Source organism: Limnohabitans sp. INBF003, from assembly GCF_055396645.1.
In genome coordinates this window covers 2,405,035-2,423,325 of the sequence record NZ_AP029222.1, presented here as the reverse complement: position 1 = coordinate 2,423,325, position 18,291 = coordinate 2,405,035, and the positions used below count along the sequence as shown (strand labels likewise).

Sequence of the window (18,291 nt, the reverse complement as noted above, 5' to 3'; positions counted from 1 at the left end):
CTGAATGGCTCAGATCGTAGTCGACCCCTGCCGCGCAGCTTGTGAAACTTGAGACAGTCGTTTTGAAATTTCTTGGGGTGGTTTGTCAGGCGTTGGCCTTAACCCGCCCCATCGCCAGCAGGGCGGACGCGGCTTCAGCTGGTGCAGCTGACGCTGCCGCAGCCCGACATGGTCACGTTTTTGATGGCGGACGGGTCGGCCAGGGTTTCGGTCACGCTGTCAAAACCGACCGATTTCAGGTGCGCGGCCAGTCCGGCGTCCATGCTGGCGGCATGGCCCGGGAACCACTCGGCCAGCGCTTCGGCCAGGCGGGTGATGATTTGCTTGTCGGTGTCCAGGTAGTGGGCTTCGACCACGCGCATGGTTTCCAAAATGGTGGCGTGGTGCTCGGCGTGGCAGTTGTCGGCCGAAAAGCCGGTGGCCAGCATCCAGCGCTCTTCTTGCGCAAAGTGTTCCACTGTGTGGTTCAAAAACTCTTTGTAAACCGGCAGTTGCTCGTCTTCAGGGGTGGCCAGGATTTTGTTGATCATGTCCACAAACTCCTGATGGGTTTCGTCCATCCGTTCATCACCCGTGTTGAGCGAGTCGGTCCAGGGCATCAGGGTGGGGGTGGCAGTGGTCATGGTCTGAAGGGGTAAAAGCGATTGGCCCAAATTATGGCGGATCGCCGCCCCGGACGGGATGCCACTGTCAAAAGCGCTTTGTGTTGTGTGGGGTCAGGGCTCGGTCACCCGCAGGTGGGCCATGCCGTAAAGTGGCCCGCCCGTGAGCGGCCCCCAGAACATTTCAGCCCAGATGGCCCCCCAGCCATAGGCCTCTGACACGCTGTGTTGCGAGAGCAATTCCAGTCGGGGGTGTAAATGACCAACTTCTTGGCCGTTGTGCACGCCCCAAGCGAACGGGGCATCGGGTTCTGCTTTGTGCAGGCACAAGGCGGTAGGCCCCACAGCCAGTGGCGATACGAAATCGAGCAGCAGCTCGGAGCCTTCTGGTGCGTTTTCTCCGATCTCTTGAATGATGCGTTTCACCTGTACGGGCTGCAAATACATCAGAATCCCTTCGCAAACCACCAAGACGGGTTGTCTTCCATCGCGTTCGTGCAGCAACAACCTGTTCCACCAGCCTGGCTCGGTGATGTCCATGGCTTGATTGACGCAGAGGGAAGATGTTTGCGGAACGAGCGACTGGCGCAAGTCAATCACCTCTTTCAGGTCAACATCCAGCCATTCGTTGTTGCCATTGCCCAGCCACTGAAAGTAATGGGCCAGACCCGCGCCGAGGTTGATGCCCAGACTTTTGGGGTGGCGAGTGAAAAAACCGTGGCCCAGTTGTTTGATCAACCCGGTCCGCCAAAGCACATTGACCACGATCGGGGCATCGCTGATGGAGGTTTCGGCTTCTGCCCCCACGGCAGACAGCCATTCCTGGGCATACCGGTCTTGCGGATCGAGCGCTGGAAATACCGCCCCGCCTTGCGCACGGGCCACCAAGGGCAACAGCAGGGTGCGTGGTACCCCCGTCAGGTTGTCAATCAAGCTTGAGTGCGTGCGGAACTGCATGGCGGTGTCTCCTTGTGGCCGCATCTGGCTTCTCACCCCGATAGATGTGGTTTGCGCTTTGGCGCGTCAAAGGCGTCAGTCTTGCGCGTTGGTGCGCCGGGGTCTGTGTGCGGCCTCACCCACTGGCCTGATTCGTGAGATCTTGAATTTTTGGATACTTAGATGTTATTAAAATGGTCCAATGATCTTGACCGACGATTTCTGGACACTGCTCCAAATGCCCCTGACTTGGATCAAATGGGCCAAAGACCAAGGCCTGTGGGACTTCATCACGGCAGGCTCGGGTTTGCTGATTTCGGCCTTTGTGTTGGGCGGAAACAAAAAGAAAATCCCCGAGTTTTCAGTGCACCTGAGCTACTCGCTGGCCACAGGGCATAAAAACTACCCCAATGTTCTCAACATCGAGCTGCGCAACCTGATGGACGCGCCACTGGTGATTGGCCGTCCCAACTTCAAGTTCGCCAAAGGCATCCACGCAGGCCGCTATGCCCACGGCAACACCGCCACGGGCGACTATGAAATCAAGTTCCGCCCGATTGGCACCGATGGCCAGGCGATCCCCGGCTACAGCTACACCCATGTGATGCTGCGCCACCGCGAACAGGCCTACAGCTATTTGCCTTTGGCCGATGATTGGGACGAACAAGCGCTGCTGGCCGCCATCGCACCCAAGCGGCGTTGGGGCATTTTCAAGACCGAAAAGGGGCTGGGCACCTTGTTTTTGAACGTGGTGTTGCTCAAGGATGAAAAGCCCCGCGTCATCAGCATGGCGGTGCCGGTGATCCGCTTGCACAAAGGCGTGTCCGCCCCGAGGCTGGGGCGGGAGTGGGGGTGATTCGTCATGACTGACCGACGTGTTCGCGTGCGTGTTGTTCCTGTTCCTGTGGGCAGCGATGTGTTGACGGCATTGAAGCGCATTGACTTTGCCGATGCTTATGAAGTCCCACTCAGCAAGCATCAACTGGATGCGTCGGCCGCTTACTGGGCTGTATTTGGCGTGGCACCCCTATGGGTTCGTTGGCTGATGGGCTTGCGTGGCCATATCGCGACTCGCCTAGGCTTGACGCACCCGTTTGACACATCCACAGCGAGTGCAGATCGGGTGCCCACATTTCAGCCAGGCGTGAGAGTGGGGCCATTCACCGTGCAATCTGTGTCGGCGCACGAGGTGATCGTGGGCGATGACGACAAGCACCTGAATTTCCGTATTTCATGCCTCAAGAGCATGTCTGGTGGACGGGCGTTCATCACCATCTCCACGGTGGTCGAAATTCACAACACGCTCGGCCGTTTTTACATGTTCGTCGTGACGCCATTCCACCGGTTCATTGCGCCATTCATGGTGCGGCGTGCCGTGAGCGCTGGCCGACTGTGATCTTATGGTTCTTATGAAAATGGCGTTTTTATGAAAACCACTCTTTTGCTCGTGCACTTGCTGTTCGTGGGTGTTTGGCTGGGTTGTGTGCTCACCGAGGCACTGTTTGAGCGGGCGTTGTTAGGGCAAGGGCGCGAGCAAGAGCGAATATTGGTGGGTCTGCACAAACGCGTGGATGTGTGGATCGAGATTTCGGCGTTTGTGGGTGTTTTGATCAGCGGTGGTTTTTTGCTGAGCCATGCAGCTTGGAGTTCAACTTTGCAAGCCAAAATCATGTTGGGTTTGGTGGCCATTGCAGCCAACATCTATTGCGTTCGCCTGGTCTTTCGGCGTGCCAAAGCGGTCGATTCAGGCGACTGGCTCCAATTTGAAGCGCTGGACCACCTGCAGCACAAATGGGGTGCGGTGGTCTTGGTGGCGATCTTGCTGGCCTTGGGGCTTGGCGCGAGCTTGTTGATCTAGTGTGTGAAGAACGGACCCCGGAGGGGGCCGTTCTGCGTGCTTCAGACCAAACGGCCGCGATGCCGTGCGATCTGCAACCGCACCTGCGCTGGCGCGGTGCCGCCCAAGGTGTTGCGGGCGTTGAGCGAGCCTTGCAGGCTCAGCGGGCCGAACACATCGGCTTCGATGCGGCTGTCGAACTTTTGCAGGGTTTCCAGTGGCAACTCGGACAAATCCACACCCAGGCCCTGGGCGGTTTTGACCGCGTGGGCCACCACTTCGTGGGCGTCGCGGAAGGGCAGGCCCTTTTTGACCAAATAGTCAGCCAAATCAGTGGCGGTGGCGTAGCCCTTTTTCACAGCGGCTTCCATGGCTGCAGCGTTGACGGTGATGCCGCCTTCTTTTTGGCCTGTGGCTGGGTTGACCTGGCCGCCGACCATTTCGCTGAAGATGCGCAAGGTGTCCTTGAGCGTGTCCACCGTGTCAAACAGCGGCTCTTTGTCTTCCTGGTTGTCTTTGTTGTAGGCTAGGGGCTGGCCTTTCATGAGGGTGATCAGGCCCATCAGGTGGCCGACCACGCGACCGGTCTTGCCGCGTGCCAGCTCGGGCACGTCGGGGTTTTTCTTCTGCGGCATGATGCTGGAGCCGGTAGTGAAGCGGTCGGCAATGCGCACAAAGCCGAAGTTCTGGCTCATCCACAAGATCAACTCTTCAGAGAATCGGCTGATGTGCACCATGCACAGGCTGGCCGCAGCGGTGAATTCGATCGCAAAGTCACGGTCGCTCACGCCGTCCAGGCTGTTTTGGCAGACCTGTGCGTTGCCATCGGCATCGACCATGCCCAGGCTCCGCGCCACGCGCTCGCGGTCCAGCGGGTAGGTGGTGCCCGCCAAGGCGGCGCTGCCCAGGGGCAGGCGGTTGGTGCGGCGGCGCACGTCGCTCATGCGTTCGGCATCGCGGGCAAACATTTCCACATAGGCCAGCAGGTGGTGCGCAAAGCTCACGGGCTGGGCCACTTGCAGGTGGGTGAAGCCGGGCAGGATCACTTCGACGTTTTGCTCGGCCACATCGACCAGCGACTTTTGCAGGTCCACCAGCAAGTCGATGATCAGGTCCATTTCACTGCGCAGCCACAGGCGCACATCGGTGGCCACCTGGTCGTTGCGGCTGCGGCCGGTGTGCAGGCGCTTGCCCGCGTCGCCCACCAATTGGGTCAGGCGCGCTTCGATGTTCAGGTGCACGTCTTCCAGGTCCAGCTTCCACTCAAAAGCGCCGGATTCGATCTCTTGCGTGATCTGCGCCATGCCGCGCTGGATGTCGGCCAAGTCGCTGGCGCCGATGATCTTTTGTGCGGCCAGCATGTCGGCGTGGGCCAGCGAGCCCTGGATGTCGGCTTGCCACAGGCGCTTGTCAAAGAACACGCTGGCGGTGTAGCGCTTGACCAACTCGCTCATGGGTTCAGAAAAGAGCGCGGACCAGGCTTGGGATTTTTTGTCGAGTTGGTTTGTCATAAGCCCCGATTTTATCGGGCACGGGCCGCTGCCCACGCCGGTTCACATCAAACTGGCGGCAATGTTGATCGTCAGGGCCAGCACCGTGGTGTTGTAGAAGTAGGCCAGCACGCAGTGCACCAGGCCCGTGCGGCGCATGGCCTTGGAGGTGAAAGACACGTCCGCCGTCTGGCCCGAGGTGCCGATCACGGCCGAAAAGTACAGAAAGTCCCAGTAGTCCGGCATGGGCTCCTGCGGGAAAGACAGACCGGGCTCGCGCCCGTGGCGACCGCTCAGGTAGTAGTCGTGGGCGTAGTGCATGGCAAACATCAGGTGCATGAACACCCACGAACTGGCCACCGTCGCGCCCGTGAGGGCGATGTGCAGCAGCTTGTCGCTGCCGCTGAGTGATTTGATGGTCGACAGCTCGGCCACGATGGCGACCAAGCTGGCCAGCACGGCCCCGATGGTCAAAAGCAGAATGGTTTTTTGTCCCTCGTCTTGCCTGTAAGCCCGTTGGCGCATGTGCTCGACATCGGACTGCCGCATGACCCAAAGCGCCATCAACAGGTACAGCGCCACCGCCGCGTTCCAGCACAGCAAAACCCGGGTGGTGGTCAGCGTGGGCCATGCTGGCGGCAGCGCCAGGTGCAGTGCCACGCCAAACAGGGTGGCACTGACCAGGCGGATGCGCGCCTTGATTTGACGCAGGACAGTGAACAAAGGACGTTTCATGCCGCCATGTTAGGGCCAAAGCACCCCCCTGTTCGCGATTGTTCAACCCGTGTTGCGCAAGCCTGCCGCAATCCCGTTGATCGAGATGTGGATGCCGCGCTGCACGCGCTCGTCGGCTTTGCCTTCGCGGTAGCGGCGGATCAGCTCGACTTGCAGGTGATGCAGCGGGTCGATGTACGGAAAGCGGTGGCGGATCGAGCGGGCCAAAGCCGGGTTGCTCTCCAGGCGGTTCTTTTCCCCCGTGATCTGGGCCAGCGCGTCCGCCGTGCGGTGCCATTCGGCTTCGATCGCGGTGAAGATTTTCTTGCGCAGACGGCTGTCGCCAACCAGCTCGGCGTAACGCGAGGCCAGGGCCAGGTCGCTTTTGGCCAGCACCATGTCCATGTTGGACAGCAGGGTGCGAAAGAAGGGCCACTGGCGGTACATCTTTTGCAGCAAGGCCAGCGCGGCTTTGCGCTCCTCTGCGTCGGGTTTGTCCAGGAAGGCTTGCACCGCTGAGCCAAAGCCCAGCCAGCCGGGCAGCGTCAGGCGACACTGACCCCAGCTGAAACCCCAGGGAATGGCGCGCAGGTCTTCGATCTTTTGCAGCGCCTTGCGCGATGCGGGGCGTGAGCCGATGTTCAGCTGTGCCAGCTCTTTCAGGGGCGTGGCACCAAAGAAATAGTCGGTGAAGCCGGGGGTGTCATAGACCAGCCCGCGGTAGGCGTCCATGCTGGCTTCGGACAACTCGGCGGCGGCGTCCAGAAAGGCCCTTGTGGCGGGTTTGGTGGGTTGCAGCAAGGTGGCTTCGAGTGTGGCAGCGACCAGGGTTTCCAGGTTGCGGCGGCCGATTTCGGGGTTGGCGAATTTGGCCCCGATCACTTCGCCTTGCTCGGTCAGGCGGATCTGGCCGCGCACGGTGCCCGGTGGCTGGGCCAGGATGGCCTGGTAGCTCGGGCCACCACCTCGGCCCACGGTGCCACCGCGGCCGTGGAACATGCGCAGGGTGATGCCGTGGCTGCCTTGCAGCTTGTCAAACAGCTCGACCAGCGCGATTTCGGCGCGGTACAGCTCCCAATTGCTGGTGAAGATGCCGCCGTCCTTGTTGCTGTCCGAATAGCCCAGCATGATGTCTTGCTCGGCCCCCGATCGCTGGATCAAGCCCGCCACGCCGGGCAGGGCGTAGAAGTCACGCATGATGGGCGCGGCGTTACGCAGGTCTTCGATGGTCTCGAACAGCGGCACCACGATCAGGTCGTTGTGCGCCTCCGTGTCCAGCGTGCCGCGCAGCAGGCCCACTTCCTTTTGCAGCAGCAGCACCTCCAGCAAATCGCTCACGGTTTCGGTGTGGCTGATGATGTAGTGGCGGATCGCCTGGCGGCCAAAGCTGGCCAGCATGCGGCGGGCGGTCTCGAAGATCGCCAGCTCCGACATCGTGTGTTCGCTGTAGTCCGCACCGGGCACGCGCAGCGGGCGGGCATCGTTGAGCAGGCCGATCAGCAGGGCCTGTTTGGCGTGTTCGTCGAGCTGGCTGTAGTGCTTTTCCACGCGGGCCGTGGTCAGCAGCTCGGCCACCACTTCTTCGTGCTTGTCCGAGCTTTGGCGCAGGTCCACCGTGGCCAGGTGAAAGCCGAACACCTCCACGGCACGGATCAGCGGGTGCAGCCGCTGGGCGGCCACGGCTTCGGCGTGGTGGCTGCACAGCGAGGCTTCGATCACGCGCAGGTCGGCCAAAAACGCTTCGGCGCTGGCGTAGGGGTTTTGCGGGGCCACAGCATGGCGGGCAGCTTCGCCACCGGTCAACTGGGTCAGTGTGGCGGCCAGTCGGGCGTACATGCCGGTCAGGGCGCGTCGGTACGGCTCGTCCTGGCGGTGTTCGTTGGTGTCGGGCGATTGCGCCGCCAGGGCCTGCATTTCGGGGCCAAAGGGCACCAGCATGGCCGACAGCGACAACTCACTCCCCAGGTAGTGCACTTCGGTCAGGTAGTGGCGCAGCGCCACATTGCTTTGGCGGGTCAGGGCGTGCTCGAGCGTCTGGGCGGTCACATTGGGGTTGCCGTCGCGGTCGCCGCCGATCCACTGGCCCATGCGCAAAAAGCTGGCAATCGGCTGGCCCGGCAGGGCTTGTTCCAGCTCGGCATAGAGCTTGGGGATTTCGCGCAGGAAGGTGGCTTCGTAATAGCTCAGCGCGTTTTCAATCTCGTCGGCCACGGTGAGTTTGCTGAAGCGCAGCAGGCGGGTTTGCCACAGCTGCATCACGCGGGCACGCATTTGTTGCTCGTTGGCCGCCAGTTCTCTGGGGGTCAGCGCGTCCTTGGCAGCATTGACGGCGGCGGCGCGGGCCTTGATGGCGTCGCGCTCGGTCAGCAAATGGGCGATGTCGCGCTCGGCATCCAGAATGCTTTTGCGCTGCACTTCGGTCGGGTGGGCCGTGAGCACAGGCGAGACGTAGCTGGTGGCCAGCATGTCCGAGATGCTTTTGGGTGTGATGCCCGCCCAGCGCAGGCGCTGCAGCGCCACATCGATGCTGCCTTCTTGCGTGTGGCCTGCGCGCTCGTGGATGGCGCGGCGGCGGATGTGGTGGCGGTCTTCGGCCAGGTTGGCCAGGTGACTGAAGTAAGTGAAGGCGCGGATCACGCTCACGGCGCGGTCACCGGGCAAGCCTTTGAGCAGCTTTTTCAGGGCCTTGTCGGCCTCGTGGTCGGCATCGCGCCGAAAGGCCACCGACAGCTTGCGGATTTGCTCGACCAGCTCGAAGGCTTCAGGGCCTTCCTGCACCCGGATCACATCGCCCAGGATGCGGCCCAGCAAGCGGATGTCTTCAACCAAAGGACGTTCGCTGTCGCGTTTTTCCGTGCGTTGGCTGGTGCGGCTTGGTTTGGCGGTGACGAGGGTGTCTGGGGATGCCTGTTTCATCGGAATCGATTCGGTGAAGGGTGGTTTGACTGAGGCGTGCCGAGGCTTGTGGCCTCGTTTCCTCATGCTAGCATCGCCCGGACCCTGTTAATTACCAACTGGTTTCATCTTGATGAAGCCTTTCTTCAGAGAAATTCAACGTGCCCGCGACCACTGCCCCCCACATCGTCATCGCCACCCGTGAAAGCCGTCTGGCGCTGTGGCAGGCTGAACACGTCAAAGCCTTGCTTGAAGGCCTGGGCTGCACCGTGCAATTGCTGGGCATGACCACCCAGGGTGACCAGATCCTGGACCGCAGCCTGTCCAAGGTCGGTGGCAAGGGGCTGTTTGTGAAGGAACTCGAAGTCGCGCTGCACGAAGGCCGTGCCGACATTGCGGTGCATTCGCTCAAGGATGTGCCGATGGACATGCCTGAAGGTTTTGAGCTGGCTTGCGTGATGGAACGCGAAGACCCGCGCGACGCCTGGGTGTCGGCGGCTTATGCACGGCTGGAAGACCTGCCGCAAGGCGCGGTGGTGGGCACATCCAGCCTGCGCCGAACGGTGTTGCTGCGCGCCTTGCGTCCCGATTTGAAGATCGAGCCTTTGCGCGGCAACCTGGACACCCGATTGCGCAAACTCGACGAGGGCCAGTATGCGGGCATTGTGCTGGCGGCTGCGGGCCTCAAGCGGCTGGGCTTGTCGGAGCGTATTCGCCATATTTTTGAAACCGACCAAATGCTGCCCGCAGCAGGCCAGGGCGCTTTGGGCATTGAAATTCGCAGCGACCGCGCCGATTTGCGGGCCTTGTTGGCACCGCTGGCCGATGCGCCATCGTGGCGACGGGTGGCGGCCGAGCGAGCAGTGAGCCGTGCCATGGGGGGCAGTTGCTCCATGCCTTTGGCGGCGCACGCCATCATCGAGGATGGCGTGCTCAAGTTGCGTGCCGCCTGGGGAGACCCGGAGGGCTCGGCATCACTGGTCACGGCCCATGACCAGGAGTTGGTGGCTGACCTGCAGGCGGCAGAGGCTTTGGGCCTGAGCGTGGCTCAAGCTTTGCGCCAGGCTGGCGCGCATTGATTTTTCAGGCTTGGCATGGCTGAAGCCCCTGTGGTGATCGTCACCCGGCCCGAGCGTGAGGCGGGGGCTTGGGCCGAAGCCTTGCAGGGCCAAGGCGTTCGCACAGAAACGCTTCCCCTGATTCAGATCGAGCCGTTGCCCGATGTGTCTGCCATGCAGGCGGTGTGGCAGCAGGTACCGCAGCATTTGGCGGTGATGTTTGTCAGCGCCAATGCGGTGCGGTTTTTCATGGCCGCAAGACCCGAGGGGCTGGATCTGCGGGCTTGCCGTGCATGGTCCACAGGCCCTGGCACCCACGCGGCTTTGTTGGCTTGCGGCTGGCCAGCCGATCAGATCGACTCGCCAGATGCCGATTCACATCAGTTTGACTCTGAGGCCTTGTGGTCCTTGGTGGCCGCACGCGTGCCATCGATGGAGCGGGCTTCGGTGCTGATTGTTCGCGGTGCCGATGCCCAAGGGCAGATGGCGGGGCGTGACTGGTTGGCGCAAAAGTTGGCAGATGCTGGGGTTCAGGTGACGCAGGCTGTGGCGTATGTGCGCCATGCCCCGGTGCTGTCGCCCAGCCAGAAGCAAAGGGCGGCGCAGGCCATGACCGATGGCAGCTGGTGGCTGTTCAGCAGTTCCGAGGCGGCCCAGCACCTGTTGCAGGCCTGCCCCGGCCTGGATGTGGGGCGTGCCAGAGCCCTGGCCACACACCCGCGCATTGCCCAGCGCTTGCGCCAGTCTGGCTGGGGGCGGGTGGAGACAGTGCCCGCTGGCCTGGAGGCTCAAGCGGTGTCTATAAAATCGCTGACATGACCTCCACGCCCGAAACACCATCATCTTCTGTGGCGACCAGCCAAGCTGTGCGCCGACGCGCCTGGAGCCTGTGGGTGCCTTTGGGGGTGGCCAGTCTGGCTTTGCTGGTGTCGGTGTTGCTCTGGCAAAAGCTGTCACGCATTCAAGAGCAATTGGCCCGCCAAAGTGCCGATGCCGGGCAGCAATCTCTCGAGGCCAAAGCCTGGGCCAAACAAGCGCAGGAAACCGTCAAAGACAGTGCCGCACGTCTGACGCTGATGGAGGCCCGTTTGGGAGAGGTGGCCTTGCAGCGTGGGCAGCTGGAAGAGTTGATCCAAAGCCTGTCCCGCTCGCGGGATGAAAATTTGGTGGTCGACATTGAAGCGGCTTTGCGCATGGCCCAGCAGCAAGCGCAATTGACCGGCAGCATGGAGCCCTTGTTGGCAGCCCTCAAGTCGGCCCAGGTGCGTGTCAAGCGGGCCGCGCAGCCGCGTCTGGCCCCGGTGCTGCGGGCCATCGAAAAAGACCTGGACCGGCTCAACACGACGCCAGCGTTCGATTTGCCCGGCTTGCTGATCAAGCTGGACGAAGGCGTCGCTTTGGTCGATGGCTTGGTGCTCGCTAACCAGGATCTGCCCACTGCGGCCATGAACCGGTCTTTGACCGAAGCTGGCAGCGCCGCGACCCCGCCATCGTGGTGGATGGCGGGCTTGATGCAGTTTGCCGACCAACTCAAGGGCTTGGTGCGTGTGAGCCGCATCGAGTCCCCAGAGGCGGCTTTGCTGTCGCCGGAGCAGGGGTTTTTCTTGCGTGAAAACCTCAAGCTCAAATTGCTCAATGCCCGTTTGGGCTTGCTGGCCCGTCAAAAAGACGCGGCCCGTGCCGACCTGGCTTCGGCCTCTGTGGTCGTGCGCCGCTATGCCGATGCGTCGTCGCGCAAGACCGTCCAGCTGCTTCAGTTGCTGGAGCAATCTGGGGTGCAATTGAAAGCCAGTGAGAGCCCCCGCTTGGACGGCTCATTGACCGCCTTGGCCACCGCAGCAGCAGGAAGGTAAGAACCCCATGCGCGCAGCACTTTGGCTCATCAGTTTGTTTTCTTTGGCTGTGGCCGCGGCCTGGCTGGCTTGGCACAACAACGGCACGGTGGCGTTTTTCCTGATGCCTTACCGGGTCGACTTCTCACTCAATCTGGTGCTGTTGATGCTGGGTTTGGTGGTGCTGGTGGTGGTGTTGGCCCAGCAGGCTTTGTCGGCCTTGCTGTCTTTGCCTAAGCAAGCCCAGCGCTGGCGCTTGCAGCAAAAAGAACGGGCTGCTCATGCGGCCTTGCTCGAATCGATCAGCAACTTCATGGCTGGGCGTTTTTTGCGTGCCCGCAAAGCCGCGCAGTCGGCCCTTGACAAAGAAGCACGCCTGAAAGATGCCGGTCTCCAGCTCGACCATGCGGTGGCTTTGCGCACGGTGGCGCACATCATGGTGGCCGAATCGGCGCATGCTTTGCAAGACCGCGATGTGCGGCAAACCCATTTGCAAGAAGCCCTGGAGGCGGCCAAGCAGGGTCAGTCTTCTGAACGCCAGGCTTTGACCGAAGGCGCTCAGCTGCGTGCTGCGCGCTGGCTGCTGGATGACCGGGATGCCGCAGGCAGCCTGAGCCTTTTGACGAGTTTGCCTTCGGCCTTGGGGCGCCGCATGGTGGCCATGCGCCTGCAGCTCAAGGCGGCCCGGTTGGCTGGCCAGCCCGCACAGGCGCTGGACACGGCAGTTTTGCTGGCCAAACACCGTGCTTTCACGCCTGCAACCGCTGACAGTCTGGTACGCGGCCTTATTTTGGAATGGCTGTCGCATTTGCACGATGCGCAGGCTGTTCAGCGCATGTGGCTCCATCTGACCTCGGCGCAACGGGCGATGCCTGACTTGGCCGCAGAGGTCGCTTTGCGCTTTGTGGCTTTGGGTGGGGCCGGTGCCATGGCACAGCCTTGGCTTCAGCCTTTGTGGGCCCCTTTGCAATCGCCGCAACGGAACTGGACACCCGATCAGTTGGCGCGCATGGTGCAAGCCATGGAAGTCTGCTTGGCAGATACACAGGCTGCCGATGCCCGGCAGTGGCTGGCCCGGGTCGAGGTCGCGCAACAAGCCCAACCCCAAGATGCACGCTTGCAGTATTTGGCGGGCATGGTGTGCTTGCGTCACCAGCTGTGGGGCAAGGCGCAAAGCCTGTTGGCCCAAGCGGTCAAGGGTTTGCAGAGCCCGGCATTGAAGCGCAAAGCCTGGTGCGCCTTGGCCGAGTTGGCTGAGCAGAGCCAAGAGCCTGTCGCCGCTGCAGCGGCCTGGAAGCAAGCTGCACTGGTTTCCTCGAACTGAGCCATTCCTGCTTTTGGGGGCAGTGTTTGTGTGATGGTGCTGTCAGACTTGTGCGGGCAAGGTGACCCAAGGCGCTCCATGGCGTTTCATGGTGCGGGGCATGAACAAGTTCGTGCTATTCCACTGAATCCTGTTTCGTGACCAGCCTCGGCCAGGCGAAGGCTGGGTTCTTTTCGTTGTCCTCAAATCAAACTGTGGCGCGCTCCGCTCTTTATGGCGATGGACTTCAGGCGAAAAAAAACCGGGCGAGTAGCCCGGTTTTTCGAAGCGCCATGAGCGCTTGACCTGGAGGGTCAGAACGGCACGTTCAGCTGTTTCAGGTCTTTGCGTGTTTCCACCAGAACCAATGGGCCGTCATCCAGCACCACCGCTGGTGGACGCTCACGCGGCACGCGGACTGGCTTGGGTTCGGCAGCGATGGCGGCCTGGACGGCGGCCACCTTGTCGGCATCCGAGTTCACCCAGACCAGGCCGGAGCCTTGCGCCACCTGGTGCAGGCTGTCGATTTGCAGCGTGTAGCTGGCCACGGAAGGCAAGCCTGCGCGCGCTGCTGCGGGGGCGGGTGCTGTTGGCGCGGCCACGGGTGCGTGCACCACAGGGGCCACGGCGACAGGGGCTGCCGGGCTTGTGGCCACAGGCGCTTCTGCCACAGCGGCAGGTGCGGGTGCAGGAGCCGCTTCAGGCGTCGGTGCGGACACGGCTTCAGCGGCCACAGCAACAGGTGCTTCGGCTGGCACTTCGGCTGCTGGTGCGGCCGATGCTTGCTGCGCACGCTCAAAGTAAGAGCGTGGCGCAGGGCGGTCTTCGCTGTTGGCTTCGGCAGCAACGGGTGTTGCGTTCACATCGGCTTGGCTTTCTTCGCCTGCGTTGTCTTGGCGCGGTTCACCTGCACGTTCGCGGCGGTCACGGCCGTAACGGTCACGCGAGCGGCGCTCACGGCGTTCACCGTTGTTGTCAGACGGTGTACCGCCTTCTGGGGTGGCTTGGGCTTCTTGTCCTTCGGCGACGATCAGCTCTGTTTCAGGGGCGTTGTTTTCGCTGGAGGCGTTGTCAGCCTGGCGGCGTTCGCCACCACGCTCACCACGTTCGCGACGGCCTTCGCCACCGCGCTCGCCGCGTTCACGGCGACCCTCGCCACGGCCTTCGCCACGGGGTGCGCGTTCGTTGCGCACTTCAGTGCCATCGGCGTTCAACTCGGGTGTTGCATCGCTGCGGCCTTCGTTTCTGCCTTCATGGCGGTTCTCGCCACGACCATCGCGACGGCCTTCACGCGGGGCGCGCTCGCCTGCAGGACGCTCTGTGCGTTCACCACGCTCAGCACGTTCGCCGCGTGCGGGGCGGGCTTCGCCTTCACGCAATTCGTTGCGGCCTTCTGCGCGGCTTTCTCCACGGCCTTCACCGCGGCGACCACCTTCGCGGGGTGCACGGATTTCACCGGTAGCACCTTCGCTGCGTTCACCACGGCGGCCATCACGACCACCACGGCGACCATCGCGACCGCCTTCACGGCGTTCACCATCACGGCCTTCATTGCGGCGCTCGCCATTGCGGCCTTCACGGCCTTCGCGTGCTTTCTCGTCTTTCTTGCCAACCGATGCTGGCGCTGCTTCAGTGGCGCTGCCACCGAACAGGTTTTTCAACCAGCCAAAGAAACCACCTGTGGCTGCCGGAGCGACCACGGGGGCTGCTGCAGCTTTGCGAGCAGGCTTGGCTGCTGCCACCGGGGCTTCGGGCTTGACCGGTGCAATCGGCGCGGGTGCATCAGGCAACACGCCCTTGATGACGGGCGTTTGCTTGTTGGTGGGCTCTTGCGAGCGGCGTGTCACGGTGGTCGCGTCTTCGATCTCTTCGGCCATCTTGTAGCTGGCTTCGATGCGGTCCAGGCGTGGATCGTCGTGCTTCAGGCGCTCCAGCTTGTAGTGCGGTGTTTCCAGCGACTTGTTGGGCACCAGCAGCACGTTGATGCGTTGCTGCAGTTCGATCTTGGCGATCTCGGAGCGCTTTTCGTTCAGCAGGAAAGACGCGACTTCGACGGGCACTTGGGCGTGCACAGCGGCGCTGTTGTCCTTCATGGACTCTTCCTGGATGATGCGCAAAATTTGCAGCGCCGAGCTTTCGGTGTCGCGGATGTGGCCAGCGCCGCCGCAACGTGGGCAGGGGATGGACGCACCTTCGGACAAGGCGGGCTTCAAGCGCTGGCGGCTCATTTCCATGAGGCCGAATTTGCTGATGGTGCCAAACTGCACGCGGGCGCGGTCCTGGCGCAGGGCGTCGCGCAGGCGGTTTTCCACTTCGCGACGGTTCTTCGACTCTTCCATGTCGATGAAGTCGATCACGATCAGGCCACCCAAGTCGCGCAAACGCATTTGGCGGGCCACTTCGTCAGCGGCTTCCAGGTTGGTGCGGGTCGCGGTTTCTTCGATGTCACCGCCCTTGATGGCGCGGGCTGAGTTGACGTCCACCGACACCAAAGCTTCGGTGTGGTCGATCACAATGGCGCCGCCCGAAGGCAGTTGCACGGTACGGGCGTAGGCTGACTCGATCTGGTGCTCGATCTGGAAGCGGCTGAACAGCGGCGCGTCGTCGCGGTAGCGCTTCACGCGGTTCGCAAACTCGGGCATGACGTGACTCATGAACTGCTGAGCCTGGTCATAGATGTCATCGGTGTCGATGAGGATGTCGCCGATGTCGTTGTTGAAATAGTCGCGAATCGCGCGGATGACCAGCGACGATTCTTGGTAAATCAGGAAAGCACCCTTGCCGCCTTTGGAGGCGCCGTCGATGGCGGTCCAGAGTTTGAGCAAGTAGTTCAGGTCCCACTGCAGTTCGGGCGCGGAGCGGCCAATGCCTGCGGTGCGCGCGATGATGGACATGCCTTTTGGATATTCCAGCTGGTCCATGGCTTCTTTGAGCTCGGCCCGGTCGTCGCCCTCGATGCGGCGGCTGACGCCACCGCCACGGGGGTTGTTGGGCATGAGCACCACATAACGACCAGCCAGGCTGACGAAGGTGGTCAGGGCCGCGCCCTTGTTGCCGCGCTCTTCCTTTTCGACCTGCACCAAAAGGGACTGGCCTTCTTTGATGACGTCCTGGATGCGGGCCTGGCTGACGGACACGCCTTCAGCAAAATATTGGCGCGAGATTTCCTTGAAAGGCAAAAAGCCGTGGCGGTCTTCGCCGTAGTCCACAAAGCAGGCTTCGAGCGAGGGCTCGACTCGGGTCACCACCGCTTGGTAGATGTTGCCCTTGCGCTGTTCGCGGCCTTCGATTTCGATTTCGTAGTCGAGGAGTTTTTGTCCATCGACGATGGCCAGGCGGCGCTCTTCAGCTTGCGTGGCGTTGATCAGCATCCGTTTCATGATGCGTTCCTTCTCTTGTCAGCGTTGGCCCCAGTGCAGAAAAATGCCTGCTGTCTGGAACCTGTTTACACAACTGGCTCTGGATTCCTGGGAATCTCAAAGCCTCCGTTGCCGGAGCTGACGCCTGAAACGAAGGGAATTGCCGAAGGTGATCGACATTCAGCCGTGCGTGAGCACAGGAATGGGGATCGTGGCGCGTGGATGGGGCGAGGCAAAAGGCGTGCAAAGATTCGTCCACTGCCGGGGGCTTCCCCCGGTGTCCAAGACAAACTGCCGGGCACAAGGCGTGACAGTGGAGCCTGGCTTCGTGAGCCACTCCAACCACATCAGCAAAGTTCCGAACAACACAACCATCTCGCTTTGATCCGTCCAACAGCCTGAAGGGCTGCTGAACTTGGGGTATTCCGTATCTGGGTTTCTGGGCGTCGGCCCAACCTCCGGGGCGATTGGCCACTGTTGGCGTTGGCCTTCAGTCTGCAAATCGTGCCGAGGGTGGCATCGACCATCTGGTTTGGCGCGGTGGTGGTGGACTAAACTCCTGTCTTCAGGAATTCATTTCCATTTGAATCAACCACTTACAGCCAATTGCCAGTGAATCACATTATAGGGGCCAAGTCCGCCACTACAACGCCTGCCGTCAAATGGTTGTTGGTGGACGAAGAGTCGGCCGGTCAGCGTTTGGACAACTTTTTGATGCGCCACCTCAAAGGCGTGCCCAAAACCCACGTCTACCGCATCATCCGCAGCGGCGAAGTGCGCATCAACAAGGGCCGAGCCTCGGCCGAGACCCGGGTTGTAACCGGTGATGAGGTGCGTTTGCCGCCGGTACGGGTTTCTGAAAAAGTAGCCGAAAAGGCCGCACATCCTGCGCCGGGTCGTGAATTTCCGCTCTTGCTGGAAGATGACAGTCTGATGGCGATTAACAAGCCGTCTGGCGTTGCGGTGCACGGTGGCTCGGGGGTCAGCTTTGGCGTGATCGAGCAATTGCGCCAGGCCCGCCCAGAGGCCAAATTGCTGGAGCTGGTGCACCGGCTGGACCGCGACACCAGCGGGATTTTGCTGGTGGCCAAAAAGCGCAGCGCCTTGAAGCACCTGCAAGACCAGTTCCGCGAGCGCGAAACCGGCAAGACCTATCTGGCCCTGGTCAAGGGCGACTGGCCCCCCAAACTCAAGGTGATCGACCAGCCGCTGCACAAATTTTTGCTGCCCGATGGCGAACGCCGTGTGCGGGTGACCACGCCGGAAGACCCGGAAGGCATGCGGTCCATCACCTTGGTCAAGGTGTCCCAGCGTTTGCCGGGAGCCACTTTGCTGGAAGTGACCATCAAGACAGGTCGCACCCACCAGATCCGGGTGCATTTGTCTTCGCAAGGCCACCCGATTGCGGGCGACGACAAATACGGCGACTTCGAATGGAATCGCCAGTTGCAAAAGCCCGGTGCCAACCCGGGCCTGAAACGCATGTTTTTGCATGCCTGGCGTTTGCAGTTCAACCACCCGGTGACGGCCGAGCGCGTCGCCCTGCAAGCCGATTTACCCTCTGAATTGAAAGCGTACGTAGACCATGCCCAACGCAAGACCCCGCCAGTTTGACCTGATTGCCTTCGATTGGGATGGCACGCTGTTCGACTCCACCGCCATCATCACCCGCTGCATTCAGCGGGCGGTGGTCGATGTGGGTGGGCAGGAGCCCACGCGTGAAGCCGCTTCTTATGTGATCGGCATGGCGCTCATGCCCGCCTTGGCCCACGCCGCGCCCGATGTGCCGAAAGACAAGTACCCGGCGTTGGGTGAGCGTTACCGCCACCATTACATCCAGCACCAAAACGACATCAGCCTGTTTGACGGCGTGCTCGATTTGCTGGATGACCTGAAAGCCAGGCACCATTGGGTGACGGTGGCCACGGGCAAAAGCCGTCAGGGCTTGAACGAGGCCTTGCAGGCGGTGGAGTTGCGCCACCGGTTTGACGGTTCGCGCACGGCAGACGAGACAGCAGGCAAGCCCCATCCATTGATGTTGCATGAACTGATGCGCGAGTTTGGCGTGGACCCTGAGCGCACCTTGATGATCGGGGACACGACGCACGATTTGCAAATGGCCGTGAATGCAGGTTGTGCCAGCGTGGGTGTCAGTTATGGTGCGCACGAACCTGACGCCTTTCATGCGTTGAACCCGCGCCATGTGGCGCACAGCGTGCGTGATTTGCACGATTGGTTGTTGCAAAACGCCTGAACGAGGAGCCC

Annotated in this window: 15 protein-coding genes; 9 read left to right on the top strand and 6 right to left on the bottom strand. The window is 61.6% G+C overall.

The genetic code is table 11. The annotated features are described in order from the left end of the window. Window positions 1-134: 134 nt before the first annotated feature. Window positions 135-623, bottom strand: a complete 489-nt coding sequence (locus ACZ5VE_RS11050; protein ID WP_464455218.1) for a bacteriohemerythrin — start codon at window positions 621-623, stop codon at window positions 135-137. A gap of 93 nt (window positions 624-716) precedes the next feature. After that, window positions 717-1,559: a class I SAM-dependent methyltransferase gene (locus tag ACZ5VE_RS11045; RefSeq protein ID WP_464455217.1), complete on the bottom strand. Its 843-nt coding sequence runs from the start codon at window positions 1,557-1,559 to the stop codon at window positions 717-719. Between the two features lie 181 nt (window positions 1,560-1,740). Here ACZ5VE_RS11045 and ACZ5VE_RS11040 point away from each other — a divergent pair, with 181 nt between their 5' ends. The 3 genes from ACZ5VE_RS11040 to ACZ5VE_RS11030 are packed head-to-tail and all read left to right on the top strand — an operon-like array spanning window position 1,741 to window position 3,396. After that, complete coding sequence (locus tag ACZ5VE_RS11040; protein WP_464455216.1) at window positions 1,741-2,394, top strand: hypothetical protein; 654 nt, start codon at window positions 1,741-1,743, stop codon at window positions 2,392-2,394. Window positions 2,395-2,400: 6 nt separating this feature from the next. After that, on the top strand, window positions 2,401-2,934 hold the full coding sequence (locus ACZ5VE_RS11035; protein ID WP_464455215.1) for a DUF2867 domain-containing protein: 534 nt from the start codon (window positions 2,401-2,403) through the stop codon (window positions 2,932-2,934). Window positions 2,935-2,964: 30 nt separating this feature from the next. Continuing rightward, window positions 2,965-3,396: a hypothetical protein gene (locus tag ACZ5VE_RS11030; RefSeq protein WP_464455214.1), complete on the top strand. Its 432-nt coding sequence runs from the start codon at window positions 2,965-2,967 to the stop codon at window positions 3,394-3,396. A 41-nt stretch (window positions 3,397-3,437) separates the two neighbouring features. Here ACZ5VE_RS11030 and argH read toward each other — a convergent pair whose 3' ends face one another. Genes argH through ppc form a run of 3 tightly spaced genes read right to left on the bottom strand, consistent with a single transcriptional unit; the run spans window position 3,438 to window position 8,495 of the window. Further along, complete coding sequence (gene argH, locus ACZ5VE_RS11025; RefSeq protein WP_464455213.1) at window positions 3,438-4,886, bottom strand: argininosuccinate lyase; 1,449 nt, start codon at window positions 4,884-4,886, stop codon at window positions 3,438-3,440. 42 nt (window positions 4,887-4,928) lie between these two features. Then, window positions 4,929-5,600 carry a DUF1345 domain-containing protein gene (locus ACZ5VE_RS11020; RefSeq protein ID WP_464455212.1) on the bottom strand — a complete coding sequence of 224 codons (672 nt, stop codon included), beginning with the start codon at window positions 5,598-5,600 and terminating at the stop codon, window positions 4,929-4,931. Between the two features lie 42 nt (window positions 5,601-5,642). Then, window positions 5,643-8,495, bottom strand: a complete 2,853-nt coding sequence (ppc, locus tag ACZ5VE_RS11015) for a phosphoenolpyruvate carboxylase (protein ID WP_464455211.1) — start codon at window positions 8,493-8,495, stop codon at window positions 5,643-5,645. Between the two features lie 140 nt (window positions 8,496-8,635). On the opposite strand from ppc, the gene hemC reads away from it, so the two are divergent. Genes hemC through ACZ5VE_RS10995 form a run of 4 tightly spaced genes read left to right on the top strand, consistent with a single transcriptional unit; the run spans window position 8,636 to window position 12,688 of the window. Next, window positions 8,636-9,553, top strand: a complete 918-nt coding sequence (hemC, locus tag ACZ5VE_RS11010) for a hydroxymethylbilane synthase (protein ID WP_464455210.1) — start codon at window positions 8,636-8,638, stop codon at window positions 9,551-9,553. 15 nt (window positions 9,554-9,568) lie between these two features. Next, window positions 9,569-10,351: a uroporphyrinogen-III synthase gene (locus tag ACZ5VE_RS11005; protein ID WP_464455209.1), complete on the top strand. Its 783-nt coding sequence runs from the start codon at window positions 9,569-9,571 to the stop codon at window positions 10,349-10,351. Next, a complete protein-coding gene (locus ACZ5VE_RS11000) occupies window positions 10,348-11,385 on the top strand; it encodes a uroporphyrinogen-III C-methyltransferase (RefSeq protein ID WP_464455208.1) in 1,038 nt (345 codons plus the stop codon). The genes ACZ5VE_RS11005 and ACZ5VE_RS11000 overlap by 4 nt, the downstream gene beginning before the upstream one ends. A 7-nt stretch (window positions 11,386-11,392) precedes the next feature. Continuing rightward, the gene (locus ACZ5VE_RS10995; protein ID WP_464455207.1) at window positions 11,393-12,688 is read left to right on the top strand and encodes a heme biosynthesis HemY N-terminal domain-containing protein; all 1,296 of its coding nucleotides are present in this window, start codon (window positions 11,393-11,395) and stop codon (window positions 12,686-12,688) included. 293 nt (window positions 12,689-12,981) lie between these two features. On the opposite strand, the gene ACZ5VE_RS10990 is transcribed toward ACZ5VE_RS10995, so the two are convergent. After that, window positions 12,982-16,047, bottom strand: coding sequence for an Rne/Rng family ribonuclease (locus ACZ5VE_RS10990; RefSeq protein ID WP_464455206.1), 3,066 nt, complete (start codon window positions 16,045-16,047; stop codon window positions 12,982-12,984). Between the two features lie 591 nt (window positions 16,048-16,638). Here ACZ5VE_RS10990 and ACZ5VE_RS10985 point away from each other — a divergent pair. Then, the gene (locus tag ACZ5VE_RS10985) at window positions 16,639-17,640 is read left to right on the top strand and encodes an RluA family pseudouridine synthase (RefSeq protein ID WP_464455205.1); all 1,002 of its coding nucleotides are present in this window, start codon (window positions 16,639-16,641) and stop codon (window positions 17,638-17,640) included. After that, a complete protein-coding gene (locus ACZ5VE_RS10980; protein WP_464455204.1) occupies window positions 17,612-18,280 on the top strand; it encodes an HAD family hydrolase in 669 nt (222 codons plus the stop codon). Before ACZ5VE_RS10985 ends, ACZ5VE_RS10980 begins: the two co-directional genes overlap by 29 nt. The last annotated feature ends 11 nt before the right edge of the window (window positions 18,281-18,291 follow it).

Bases quoted from the DNA above. Each gene is read 5' to 3' on its own strand.
- ACZ5VE_RS11050 (WP_464455218.1), bottom strand. From the start codon at position 623: ATGACCACTGCCACCCCCACCCTGATGCCCTGGACCGACTCGCTCAAC.
- ACZ5VE_RS11045 (WP_464455217.1), bottom strand. From the start codon at position 1,559: ATGCAGTTCCGCACGCACTCAAGCTTGATTGACAACCTGACGGGGGTA.
- ACZ5VE_RS11040 (WP_464455216.1), top strand. From the start codon at position 1,741: ATGATCTTGACCGACGATTTCTGGACACTGCTCCAAATGCCCCTGACT.
- ACZ5VE_RS11035 (WP_464455215.1), top strand. From the start codon at position 2,401: ATGACTGACCGACGTGTTCGCGTGCGTGTTGTTCCTGTTCCTGTGGGC.
- ACZ5VE_RS11030 (WP_464455214.1), top strand. From the start codon at position 2,965: ATGAAAACCACTCTTTTGCTCGTGCACTTGCTGTTCGTGGGTGTTTGG.
- argH (WP_464455213.1), bottom strand. From the start codon at position 4,886: ATGACAAACCAACTCGACAAAAAATCCCAAGCCTGGTCCGCGCTCTTT.
- ACZ5VE_RS11020 (WP_464455212.1), bottom strand. From the start codon at position 5,600: ATGAAACGTCCTTTGTTCACTGTCCTGCGTCAAATCAAGGCGCGCATC.
- ppc (WP_464455211.1), bottom strand. From the start codon at position 8,495: ATGAAACAGGCATCCCCAGACACCCTCGTCACCGCCAAACCAAGCCGC.
- ACZ5VE_RS11005 (WP_464455209.1), top strand. From the start codon at position 9,569: ATGGCTGAAGCCCCTGTGGTGATCGTCACCCGGCCCGAGCGTGAGGCG.
- ACZ5VE_RS11000 (WP_464455208.1), top strand. From the start codon at position 10,348: ATGACCTCCACGCCCGAAACACCATCATCTTCTGTGGCGACCAGCCAA.
- ACZ5VE_RS10995 (WP_464455207.1), top strand. From the start codon at position 11,393: ATGCGCGCAGCACTTTGGCTCATCAGTTTGTTTTCTTTGGCTGTGGCC.
- ACZ5VE_RS10990 (WP_464455206.1), bottom strand. From the start codon at position 16,047: ATGAAACGGATGCTGATCAACGCCACGCAAGCTGAAGAGCGCCGCCTG.
- ACZ5VE_RS10980 (WP_464455204.1), top strand. From the start codon at position 17,612: ATGCCCAACGCAAGACCCCGCCAGTTTGACCTGATTGCCTTCGATTGG.